This window comes from Sulfurovum sp., from assembly GCF_041551015.1.
In the GTDB taxonomy this organism is placed as follows: Bacteria; Campylobacterota; Campylobacteria; order Campylobacterales; family Sulfurovaceae; genus Sulfurovum.
On record NZ_JBFENQ010000048.1, the window covers coordinates 1 to 11,489 of the forward strand.

The following is an 11,489-nucleotide window of genomic DNA, read 5'->3' on the forward strand; positions in this document are numbered from 1 at the left end:
CACATTTTTTGCAAAGTAAGGGCATAGAAGCCAAGGCTTATCATGCAGGGCTCCCTACTGAAGAGAAGAACCGTACCTATGCAGATTTTGTAGCAGACAGGGTACAGATAGTAGTAGCAACCATTGCTTTTGGGATGGGAATTGACAAGAGTAACATCCGTTTTGTCGTACATATGACCATGCCAAAGACTTTAGAAAACTATTATCAGGAGATAGGACGTGCAGGAAGGGATGGTGTAGACTCTGAAACACTCTTGCTCTTTTCAGCACAGGACATTGTGCAGCAAAAAATGTTTATAGAAGATCTGCCGGAGACACCTTACAAACAACACGCATTTAATAAGCTCGACAGTATGGTACGCTTTGCCAACTCTGAGAATTGTAGGCATCAGAGTATTGCTGCCTATTTCGATGACCGTATGGAAGCATGCGGAGATAAATGTGACAATTGTACGGCACCTGCAAGTGAAAAGATAGATATCACCACTGCAGCACGTATGCTGCTTTCAACTATCTTACGTACAGATCAGAGTTTTGGTTTACACTATGTGATAGATGTTCTGAAAGGAAGCAAAGAACAAAGAGTATTGCAAAATGGGCATGATACCCTTTCTGTATATGGCATAGGAGATGAATACAGTAAATCACAATGGTTGACAATAGGTGACAAGTTATTGGAATTGAATGCTGTGGAAATAGGTGAATTTAAAGTCTATAGATTGACAGCCTTTGGCATAGAAGTGATTAAAGGAGCACATCAGATCGAACTCAAAAAAGAGAGACTTACCGTACAAAAAGCTGAGACTAAAAAGAAAGTGACTTATTTTGATGATTATGATGTTGAAGTGTATGATAAGCTTCGTGATCTGCGTACACAAATAGCTTCTGAAAAAGGCATACCTCCTTATATCGTCTTTTCTGACAAAACATTGAAAGACTTAAGTATGAAGGTCCCGCAAGACAAAGAATCTATGCTTGAAGTACATGGTATCGGAGAAGTGAAATTTGAACGTTATGGGAAAGAGTTTCTTACTCTTTTGAATGATGAACTCTAAACCATTATGTGGAATAGATGAAGCAGGTCGAGGACCTTTGGCCGGTTCATTGGTCATCGCTGGTGTAGTGTTGAAAAACCCTATTGAGGGGCTGATGGATTCTAAGAAGCTGACAGAGAAAAGACGTGATGCACTCTATCCTCTTGTAATTGAAAATTCAGCGTACCACATCGTCTCTTTTTCGGCTCATGAGGTCGATAAGATGGGTATATCTAAATGTTTACAGCTAGGTTTACAAAGTATACAGAAACACTTGCCAGAAGTTGAGTATCTTTTTGACGGAAACAGTACTTTTGGCGTTGAAAACATCACAACCATGATCAAAGCAGACAGTAAAGTGGCTGAAGTCAGTGCTGCAAGTATTTTGGCAAAAGTTACACATGACAGAGAGATGATAGAAATGGCAAAAAAGTATCCGGAGTATGGGTTTGAAAAACATAAGGGGTATGGGACCAAAGCTCACATTGAGGCTTTAATCAAATATGACCGTTGTGAAATGCATCGAAAAACGTTTAGAGTGAAAGGTTTGGATACCCCTCCTCTCTTCTAAAATTCTACAGGTTTTCCATTGATCTTCAATGTACCATTCTGTATTTCAATTTTATAGACTCTCTGTCCTAAGACTCTTTTAGGTCGGTACATCATATAGGTTAACATAGCTTTAGGATCTTCTTTAATGAGTTCAAGAAGCTCTTTTGAAAGTGATAGGTTTATATCTCCTTCCATTTTCTTCAGAGCATGTTTAGGTTTCATTCCTAGGCGGTAAATATCTAAAGATTCATCTATATCCAATTTTGCATCAAGGTTAAATCCATTCATCTCTTTCCCATGAAGTGTTACTTTATTAACGGAAAGATTTGCTATATCAAAATGCATATTATTTGAAACAAGTGTTTCTAAATGTGTATCAAACTCTTTTTCTTTCTTTGAGTCTGTTTTTTGTAGTTTTTCCAAAGTATCTATATCAAGGTTGCTGACATTCATATCAAGCTCTAACGTCTGCATGCCAAATTTTTCTTTTTCAAAGAGGAGATCAAGGTTTTTAATTTTTGCTTTGAGTGTTTCTGTAGCCAGTCCATTTTTTACTATGGATGTTGAGTGCAGTACGATGGTATCGGCAAAGAGTGTACCTTCTTCTCCCTCAGCAATGTTTATCTGCTCTATACTGTAGTCTGTAGTATAATCATAAGCAGTTGATCCTGTAAGTGCATAATGACTTTGATATCCAGAGATAGTTCTATTGATCTCATTACTCATATAGAGGTGAAGGGTGTTAAATCTCTGCATGTATTTAACGATTTTTTCTTCTTTGATATCTCCTGAAAACTGAAGTCCATGAAGCGTTATTTTAACTTCTTTTTCTCCCTCTAAAACTTCGTTGATATCTTTTATATGACCTGTAAATGTAGTGGTACTATGGGTGATATCTACATGCATAAGGAATGTTTTTTTCTTTATCATAGCTTCAATTTGTCCTAAGACTTTTTTGTCGTTCTCAGTAGTAAAGGCTGCTGTTAGATATGTTGGTAGTGTAAGAGGATACAACTCTAAAGTAATGGTATCTTTTAAGTAACTCACATCAGTAGCTATCTGTACGCCTTTGAGCTCTTTTGCTTCTTCAAGAGTAACTTGAATACCTTTTTCTTTTAAAAATTGAGCAGCTTTCTCAGGATCATTGATTTGGACTACAAAGTGTTCTGTCTCTTTTTTGATCTCTCTATCTGAGACAGTAAACCCATTCATTTGCATTTGGGTGAGCTGTACATTCACTGCTTCTTGTAATGTATTTAGGTTTTTGACCTGTTGGGTATGATTAAAGTAGTAGAGTACAGTAGCAACGACAAGTACAAGTATCCCAAAACCTAATTTTTTTCGACTCATCATTGTCTGTATCGCTTGTACTGAATGTTATACAAATAATTTAATGATTTACTGTATTGTGTTTTACCACTTATAATTCTTGTCATCAATGACCTTTGTTGTAAAGAGCAGTTAAGTGTTCCATTTTCTTCCCCATGTTAAGCAAGGTCATATCAGCAAGAGTAAGTGCCATCATTGCTTCACATACTACTGCCCCTCTAATTGCTACACATGGGTCATGTCTACCTTTTAGGTTACATTTTACCTCTTCATTATGGGTCGTGATGGTTTGCTGCTCTTGAAAGATAGACGGTGTTGGTTTGAAGTGTGTTTTTACGATGATGGTATCACCATTAGATATACCGCCTAACATACCGCCAGAGTGATTGGAGGTAAAGCCCTCTAGAGTGATTTCATCATTGTTTTCGCTACCTTTTAGGTGTGTACTGGCTACGCCATCACCTATCTCTACAGCCTTGGCTGCATTGATACCCATCATAGCTTCTGCAAGTATGGCATCAAGTTTGTAGTAGAGTGGTTCACCTAATCCTATGGGTACACCTGTGGCCGTAGTAAGTACTACTCCACCTACAGAATCATGATTCTCTTTTGCTGCGAGTATAGCAGCTTCCTGTGCAGCTTCCTGTGCTGGGTCAAGCGCATACATTTTAGATGTTTTTGCATATTCAAAATCTTGTACAGCCCCTTTGATACCATCAACTTCACATAACCCGCTCTGTATGGAAACACCTAGCTCTTTAAGCATCAGTTTCGCAATGGCACCGCCTGCTACACGTGCAGCAGTTTCTCTAGCTGAACTTCTTCCGCCACCACGGTAGTCTCTTAATCCATATTTATGAAAGTAGGTAAAGTCTGCATGACCGGGACGAAAGAGGTCTTTCACATTCTCATAGTCTTTGGATTTTTGATTGGTGTTAAAGATGACCATAGCGATAGGCGTACCTGTACTTACCCCTTCAAATGTACCAGAAAGGATCTCAACTTTGTCATCTTCTTTACGCCCTGTCTCAAGTTTTGATTTACCTGGTTTTCGTCTGTCCAGTTCACTTTGTATAAAGGCCTCATCTATCTTAAGTCCTGCAGGTACACCATCAAGTATACAGCCAAGGGCCTTACCGTGAGATTCACCAAAAGTAGTGAGGGTTAGTTTTTTTCCAAAGGTATTCATGCTTTTAATTCCTTTAACGCAAGTTCAGCTGCTTTTTGTTGTGCTTCTTTTTTACTTTTACCTTTTGCAGTAGCAATGGTTTTGTCATCGAGGGTCACGGCAATAACAAACTCTTTTTTATGGTCTGGTCCTGAAGAGTCCAAAAGAGTATAGTTAGGTGTTACTCCATGGGTTGCCTGCGTGAGTTCTTGTAAGGCAGTTTTGTAATCTTTTGAGAGAGAGTCAAGATCTATTTTAGGGTGACTCTCTTCCAAAAGTTTGATGGATATCTCTTTAGCTGTAGCTAACCCTGCTTCAAGATAAATTGCACCGATGATCGCTTCAAAGGCATTTGAAAGTAATGAAGGTTTGTCTCGACCATTGTTGTTCTCCTCTGCCAATGAAAGGTAGATATATGATCCAAGGTCTAGTTTTCTTGCTAAAAGTGTAAAACCGCTCTCATTGACAAGTGAAGCACGGATCTTTGAAAGTATGCCTTCATTTGAATTTGGAAATCTAGTAAAAAGATACTCTCCTACAATGAGGTCGAGTACTGCATCTCCCAAAAATTCAAGCCGCTCATTATTGTAAGGCTTTTTGTAACTTTTGTGTGTCAAAGCCTCAATAATCAATTGCTTGTTTTTAAATGTATAGTTCAGTCGTTCTTCTAATTGACTGTAATCGTTCATTTTTTTCTCTCCTATCGTGTTAATTTTATTCTTTCGGCTTCATTACGTGCCAATTCATCACAGCGTTCATTTTCTGGATGTCCATCATGACCTCTTACCCAAGTACCGCTCACATTATGAGGAGCTGCAGCTTCAAGGTAGGCTTTCCACAAGTCTACATTTTTGACTTTTTTAAAATCTCTTTTGATCCAATCTTCTAACCATTCGTTGATGGCTTTGACGACATAGGAACTATCGGAGACAACTTCTACATCACAAGGCTCTTTAAGAAGCTTAAGCCCTTCTATCACACCTTGAAGTTCCATACGGTTGTTTGTAGTGTTTGCATCTGCACCAGAGTACTCTTTCATTATGCCTTTAAATTCTAAAATGCCTCCATATCCTCCGGGACCAGGGTTGCCCAGACTAGAACCATCAGAGTAAAGAGTAATCTGTTTTCGGACTTGATTTTGCAATTTTTTCCTCAACTTTAACAGAATTTAGCGCCATACAATTTGGACAGCGTTTGAAAGAAACAGGGAAACTCTGTTTACATTTTTGACATAGATAAGAGAATATCAAATCTCCCTCTTTAAAGCCATTTTGTTTTGCTGTAGCTAACATATCTACACTAAAGATACCACTTTGGATAGCAGGTTCTTGTAAATAACCTTTAGCATAGTAAAGCGTTTGTAGCTTATTATTGGATGTAATTATATCTAAATCGAGTTGTGAATTCGGTAAGAACCAAAGGACATCGAGAAGCTCTTTGATACGTTCAGGATCTATGATCTCCCAAGCACTTTTGGTATCAAGCTGTAAAAGTGCTTTGACTATGGGGCGATAGAGACTTTGTTCTTCATTTAATAGCTTTTTTAGTCTTTCAATTTTATCTTGTATAGCTAAGGTTTTATTTGCAAGGAGTTCTGAAAGATCTAGAAATTTTTCAAGTGATTTTGTTTCTTCCCCCAGCATATTTAGAGGTCCCAGAACTTCTCTTGCTTTGTCATATTTTTGCATGATCTCATATACGATACCCAGGCCATAAAGGACTGGTACATTACGAGGTTTCTTACGTAAAATTTCTGTATAGATACTTTGAGAGCGCTCTAAAAATCCTGCATGAAGATAAGTGTTGCCAAGACGCTCCATAAGTTCGATCTTACCTGAATCATGTGAAATATTTTTAATCAGGTAAAGATAGATGCTGATGGCTTTATGGTACTCCCCAGTATTCTCAAATGCTTTTGCAAGAAGTGTAAGGGGTTTAAGCATATGAGGTTCAAAAGGCATATCTGCAGTTTCCAAAGCACAATCAGCAGTGTCAAATTTTTCTAAAAATTTAAGTAAATTACCCTCTTCTTTTTGCTGCTTATGCAGTCCCCACCCATAGGTGACAAGGGCAATGATAAGAGAAATGACAACAATAAGCATAATGCTGAAAAGTGGGTCATTATATGCAGGTAATATATGTTCCAAAATAATCCTTAAGAGATGCAAATGCTATGGGTAAAAGGTTAAAGTAACTAGTCATGTGAGCTTTACTCTATTTACGTCTTTAAATTATATCTAATTAGATATAATTTTATTATGATAGATAATGCCTCGATAGAATCCTTAAAAAACAGTATTGACATTGTAGATGTGATCGGTAGCTTTATAGAGTTACGTAAAGCTGGAGCAAACTACAAAGCAAACTGTCCTTTTCATGGAGAAAAAACCCCTTCTTTTGTTGTAAGCCCAAGTAAACAGATATATCACTGTTTTGGGTGTGGAGTAGGGGGAGACAGCATCAAGTTTGTGATGGAGTTGGAAAAGCTCTCTTATCCTGAAGCGATAGAAAAGCTTGCTTCTATGAATAACTTTTCGTTGAATTACACCAAAGGAAGCTCTGACTACTCTGATGCAAAACGTGTACTTGAAGCAGTGGGGCAGTGGTATGTAAAAAATCTTAACCACAATGAAACGGCCATGAAGTACTTACTTGACAGAGGGATATCTCAAAATTCCATTGAAACGTTTGAGATAGGATATGTGCCAAGTGGACCAGAAGTGATGCAGTTTTTACAAAGTGCTTTACTTCCTTTGCCACTAGCTGCCGAAGCAGGCATCATCGCACAAAGTGAAAATGGAAATGGGTATTATGCACGGTTGGTAGAGCGGATCACTTTTCCTATCTATTCTACGAATGCATCTTTGGTCGGTTTTGGAGGGAGAACCATTACCAATCATCCTGCAAAGTACATCAACTCTCCCCAAACAAAACTTTTTAATAAATCACGGCTTCTTTACGGTTATCACTTGGCAAAAGAGAGCATTTATAAAAATAAAAAGATTATCATTTGTGAAGGATATTTGGATGTCGTAATGTTCCATCAAGCAGGCTTTAAAGAAGCGGTTGCAGGGATGGGAACAGCACTGACAACTGAACATTTACCTCTGCTTCGCAAAGGTGATCCAAAAGTGATCTTGGCTTATGATGGGGACAAAGCAGGTGTAGGAGCGGCACTTAAAGCTGCACAGATGTTATCGGTGGCAGGTTTTGATGGTGGAGTTGTACTTTTCCCTGACGGACAGGATCCTGCAGATCTCATAGCCAAAGGACAGAGTGAAACAGTGGCAAAGTTACTTCGTGAAGCGAAACCGTTGACCCCTTTTGTGTTAGAGATGATTGTTTCTATGTATAATTTAAAGGATCCTCATGCGAAGGAAGCTGCATTTGGTGCTGTCAAACAGTATCTTGATGCGCTTAGCCCTATCATCAAAGATTCGTACATTCCCACAGCAGCAACACTGCTTGGGCTTTCACCTAGTTTTTTTGGGAAAGAAACACGACCAGATAGAGCAAGAGATAGTTTTACACAAAAAAGAGGTGATTCTGCACATTTACAGATTATAAAAACATTGATAGAAAATCCAAACTTGATAGATAATGTATTGAATGTAATGGATGTTACTATGTTTGAGTCATATGCACCATTAGTAAGTGCTTTGATTACTGGAGAAAATGAGAATCCAGGGCTTATTAGATTGAGTTTAGATGATTCATTAGATATTTTAACGGAAGAAAAGTTAAATAAAGAACTGTGTGCATTATTACTTAAACAATATAATTTAAAGTTAAAAACAATTGCGAACTCTCAACAAATACCTTTTGAAAAAAAAAGATTTCTACTTTGGAAGATTAGAAAGGATATAATACCAAAATTAAAGAAAGGAGAATTGGTTGCTTACGATCCAATTCTTTAAGTTAAAGGAAATAAAATGGCAACAGCATCAGCAAGACATATATTGGTAAAAGATGAAGCACTTTGTAAAGAACTAAAAGAGAAGATAAATTCAGGTGAAATCAGCTTTGAAGAAGCAGCAAAGCAGAACTCTACTTGTCCATCAGGTGTAAGAGGTGGAGCATTAGGCACATTCGGTCCAGGTCAAATGGTACCAGAGTTTGATAGAGTTGTTTTTAATGATGAAGTAGGTGTGGTTCACGGTCCCGTGCGAACACAGTTTGGTTATCATTTACTTATAATAACAGAACGTTCATAAACACAGAGAGGTAGGTCTCCTACCACGTACTCACTTTTTATATTGGGGCATTAGCTCAGCTGGGAGAGCGCTTCGCTGGCAGCGAAGAGGTCATCGGTTCGATCCCGTTATGCTCCACCAATTTTCAATTTAATCTCATTAAAATAATAAAAATCTTACTATTAATCTCTTCTATTATGGCAACTAGTTAAAATAATATCCATTTATTTTATGTGTAATCAGTTATAATAATTCCAAATATTATAACTCCAAAGTTATTTATATCAATATTTATGCTTTCTCTAATTAGAACTTTAAGGTCTACTCATGCTTGACAATATGAACTTTTATCATTTTATGCACAAACAGATACTTGTAGTGATCGCACTTTTTATGGGTACTGGATTGGGTTATATTTATATTGGATGGCTTTATTCCTCTTTGTTACCTGAACTTTTATGGTTTTCTGTTGTATTGGCTCTCTCATTGTGGGGATATAAACTGCATAGGGTATTTTTGAAGAATGATCTTAATATGCAACAAAAAGAAAAATGGCTTGGACAACTGAAATATTTCTTATTTAGTTATTTTTCCGTTTGGACTGTGATGTTTCTGATGTACACGTCACGTATTGAAATAGAGTTACATTATGTGTCCATTGCAACACAGTTGGGTTGTGCTGTCGTTTCTACGACCATTTTGGTTTCACAAAGAAAGCTGGCTATTGTTACTTTGGCCACTCTTATGCTACCTTTGACCATTTATTTTATTTTAGTAGGAGAGTTTTATAGTTATCTGCTGGCTTTTTTTACCATTGTATTAAGTGGAGTACTGTTATATGCTGCAAATAATACTTTTAATTACCTCATTAAAAGTCAGTACCAGGCGTATCATGATGCATTAACTTCACTTGGAAATAGACGCTATTTTATGGAACTTCTTAATAACTCTATGAAGATACAAAAACAAGATAAGACACATGTCTATTTGTTACTGATAGACCTGGATCATTTTAAGACCATTAATGATACTTTGGGGCATGATATTGGAGATGTTTTACTGCGTGAAGTGGCAAAGCGTATGTACTCGCTTTCAAAACAGTATAACAATGAGATATCACGTCTTGGGGGAGATGAATTTTGTATTCTTAGTGCTTCTTATACTACTGAAGAGGAGTGCCTGGGAGATGCTTCTCTTTTCGCAGAAAAATTACTTGAGGTAATTAGAGAAAGCTATCTTATAGAAGAGCATCATTTATATATCAGTGCGAGTATCGGTGTGAGTATTATCAGTAACCCTAAAATGGAGGCCAATATTTTTATCAAAGAAGCTGATATTGCGATGTATGAGGCTAAAGTACAGGGTAGAAACGGCATTATATTCTTCAATAGTAAACTGGCAAAACGGGTCGAATGGAAACTTGAAATAGAACGTTTATTACATTTTTCTCTTGAAAATAATGAGATATCATTAACCTACCAACCACAGTATACTCCTGAGAATAAGATTATAGGTTGTGAAGTTCTAGCACGCTGGGACAATGAAAAACTTGGATATGTCAGTCCTTCTGAGTTTATTCCCATCGCTGAAAAAACAGGGTTTATTATAGAATTGGGATATGAAATTTTAAAAAAGTCATTCCAAACTTTGAGAAACTGGGAAGAAAAAGGTGTGTACTTAGAACAGATGGCCATAAACATCAGTATGCGGCAACTCTTTCATCATAGTTTCCTTCATGATGTCAAAGAGCTTTGTGACACTTATCTTACAAAAGAACAACGTTCAAAAATAGTCTTTGAAATCACAGAGACTTCAGTTGCTGAAGATGTAGGACACCTGATTACTAATATGAGGATTCTTCAAAATTACGGTATTCGTTTTTCAATGGATGACTTTGGAACAGGATATTCATCTTTAAGTTATCTTCGTCAGTTACCGATCGATGAAATCAAGATAGATAAATCGTTTATATCGGAATTGAACGATCTTGAAGAGGAAGAGGACAGATACTTTATAGAGACGATCTTTGCTATTGCTAAAAATCTTAGATTGAAGATCGTTGCAGAAGGTATTGAAACTGAAAAACAGCGGCAGTTTCTCGTAGACCAACAATGTAATATTTTGCAAGGCTATTATTTTTCAGAACCCATTAAAGATGATGAATTTGAGAAACTCTTCTTGGAGACTAGCCCCTATAACCATTTCAAAGAGGCAACATATGCTTCAGCTTTTTCCAGGTCATAATAGTAACGTATCGTATTGACTTTATTTTTACCTACCCAAGTTGAAATAAGATAGTAATCTGATGTGACACTGTCAAGGGTATTGGAGATTTCTGAATCAAAAAGACCTTGTTGAGATATATAGAGCTTGTTTTTATCTATAGTATATATTTCTCTTCTAGGTGAGATGTCTCCCATAATAGGCGTATAAATAACTTCTTTGTCAAAAAATGCTACATGTATCAGTACATTGGGTGACCAATCTTCTGCACCATAGGCACAAAGATAAAGCGTTTTTTGATGAAACCTGTCATATAAAGAGATATCGTTCTTTGTTGGATTAACTATTTTTCGACTATAGGGTTTATAGACTATTTTTTGTTTTATGTTAGAGGGTATTTTGTTTACCTCTGTAGTCTTGACAAGAGTAGTCTTTGTTGTTTGAGGCATCATTTTGTTTGCTTCAGTTTTTTTTACAGTGTTTGTCTGTGTTGCGTTTACCTCTGTTGGTTGATAGGTGGATATAAAAGCGTCTGGAAAGACTTTTTTATAAGAGAGTAAAAGAGTTTGTAATTTCTTTTTATCTTTTGTATGAATTGAACAGGCGACATGTTGTGCACCCCTTTTTTGTATCTCAATGGTTTTTCTTAGTGCAGGAGAGAGTTTGTTTAACTCTTTTTGTAGGGAATCAGCATTGTTATATACAGCAAGACGAACAGTATAGGAGACAGAAGCAATACTTTGTAAAGGCAATATGAGTAATATAGTTATATAGAGTATACGAAACATTTAAAGGCTCACTTTTATTTGTATTATAGTGGATTTTTTATAAATTAAGATCGTGTAGTAGATCAATAAATAAGTGGTGACCCCAAGGAGACTTGAACTCCTGTAACATGGATGAAAACCATGGATCCTAACCGCTAGACGATGGGGCCACAAATATTGAAAAGTTTACAAGTTATAAAATGGTGACCCCAAGGAGACTTGA

At 36.9% G+C, this 11,489-nt stretch carries 11 protein-coding genes and 2 tRNA genes; 6 read left to right on the forward strand and 7 right to left on the reverse strand.

Annotation, left to right across the window (positions count from 1 at the left end; genetic code table 11):
- Positions 1-1,055: RQC domain-containing protein (locus ABZC96_RS04635; protein WP_373029425.1), on the forward strand; the 1,055-nt coding region annotated here is incomplete at its 5' end.
- Complete coding sequence (locus tag ABZC96_RS04640) at positions 1,042-1,605, forward strand: ribonuclease HII (RefSeq protein ID WP_373029426.1); 564 nt, start codon at positions 1,042-1,044, stop codon at positions 1,603-1,605. The genes ABZC96_RS04635 and ABZC96_RS04640, both read left to right, overlap by 14 nt.
- Here ABZC96_RS04640 and ABZC96_RS04645 read toward each other — a convergent pair.
- From ABZC96_RS04645 to ABZC96_RS04665, 5 genes are all read right to left on the reverse strand, one after another.
- Positions 1,602-2,939, reverse strand: a complete 1,338-nt coding sequence (locus ABZC96_RS04645) for a hypothetical protein (protein ID WP_373029427.1) — start codon at positions 2,937-2,939, stop codon at positions 1,602-1,604. The genes ABZC96_RS04640 and ABZC96_RS04645 overlap by 4 nt on opposite strands.
- Positions 2,940-3,021: 82 nt before the next feature.
- Entirely contained in the window at positions 3,022-4,104 is a 1,083-nt protein-coding gene (gene aroC / locus ABZC96_RS04650; protein WP_373029429.1) for a chorismate synthase, read from the reverse strand.
- Complete coding sequence (gene rnc, locus ABZC96_RS04655) at positions 4,101-4,772, reverse strand: ribonuclease III (RefSeq protein ID WP_373029430.1); 672 nt, start codon at positions 4,770-4,772, stop codon at positions 4,101-4,103. Before rnc ends, aroC begins: the two co-directional genes overlap by 4 nt.
- A gap of 11 nt (positions 4,773-4,783) precedes the next feature.
- Entirely contained in the window at positions 4,784-5,227 is a 444-nt protein-coding gene (gene rnhA, locus ABZC96_RS04660) for a ribonuclease HI (protein ID WP_373029431.1), read from the reverse strand.
- Complete coding sequence (locus ABZC96_RS04665; RefSeq protein WP_373029433.1) at positions 5,187-6,230, reverse strand: hypothetical protein; 1,044 nt, start codon at positions 6,228-6,230, stop codon at positions 5,187-5,189. The genes rnhA and ABZC96_RS04665 overlap by 41 nt, the downstream gene beginning before the upstream one ends.
- Before the next feature lie 111 nt (positions 6,231-6,341).
- Between ABZC96_RS04665 and dnaG the strand changes: the two genes are divergently transcribed.
- The 4 genes from dnaG (at position 6,342) to ABZC96_RS04685 (ending at position 10,520) form a co-directional block, all read left to right on the forward strand.
- Positions 6,342-8,000: a DNA primase gene (gene dnaG / locus ABZC96_RS04670; RefSeq protein WP_373029435.1), complete on the forward strand. Its 1,659-nt coding sequence runs from the start codon at positions 6,342-6,344 to the stop codon at positions 7,998-8,000.
- Between the two features lie 15 nt (positions 8,001-8,015).
- Complete coding sequence (locus tag ABZC96_RS04675) at positions 8,016-8,297, forward strand: peptidylprolyl isomerase (protein WP_373029437.1); 282 nt, start codon at positions 8,016-8,018, stop codon at positions 8,295-8,297.
- A gap of 44 nt (positions 8,298-8,341) precedes the next feature.
- Positions 8,342-8,417: transfer RNA gene (locus ABZC96_RS04680), tRNA-Ala, on the forward strand.
- Between the two features lie 186 nt (positions 8,418-8,603).
- A complete protein-coding gene (locus tag ABZC96_RS04685) occupies positions 8,604-10,520 on the forward strand; it encodes a putative bifunctional diguanylate cyclase/phosphodiesterase (RefSeq protein ID WP_373029438.1) in 1,917 nt (638 codons plus the stop codon).
- On the opposite strand, the gene ABZC96_RS04690 is transcribed toward ABZC96_RS04685, so the two are convergent.
- Together ABZC96_RS04690 and ABZC96_RS04695 are read right to left on the reverse strand one after the other, a co-directional pair.
- Complete coding sequence (locus ABZC96_RS04690; protein WP_373029439.1) at positions 10,469-11,287, reverse strand: hypothetical protein; 819 nt, start codon at positions 11,285-11,287, stop codon at positions 10,469-10,471. The genes ABZC96_RS04685 and ABZC96_RS04690 overlap by 52 nt on opposite strands.
- Before the next feature lie 74 nt (positions 11,288-11,361).
- Positions 11,362-11,436: transfer RNA gene (locus tag ABZC96_RS04695), tRNA-Glu, on the reverse strand.
- Between the last annotated feature and the right edge of the window lie 53 nt (positions 11,437-11,489).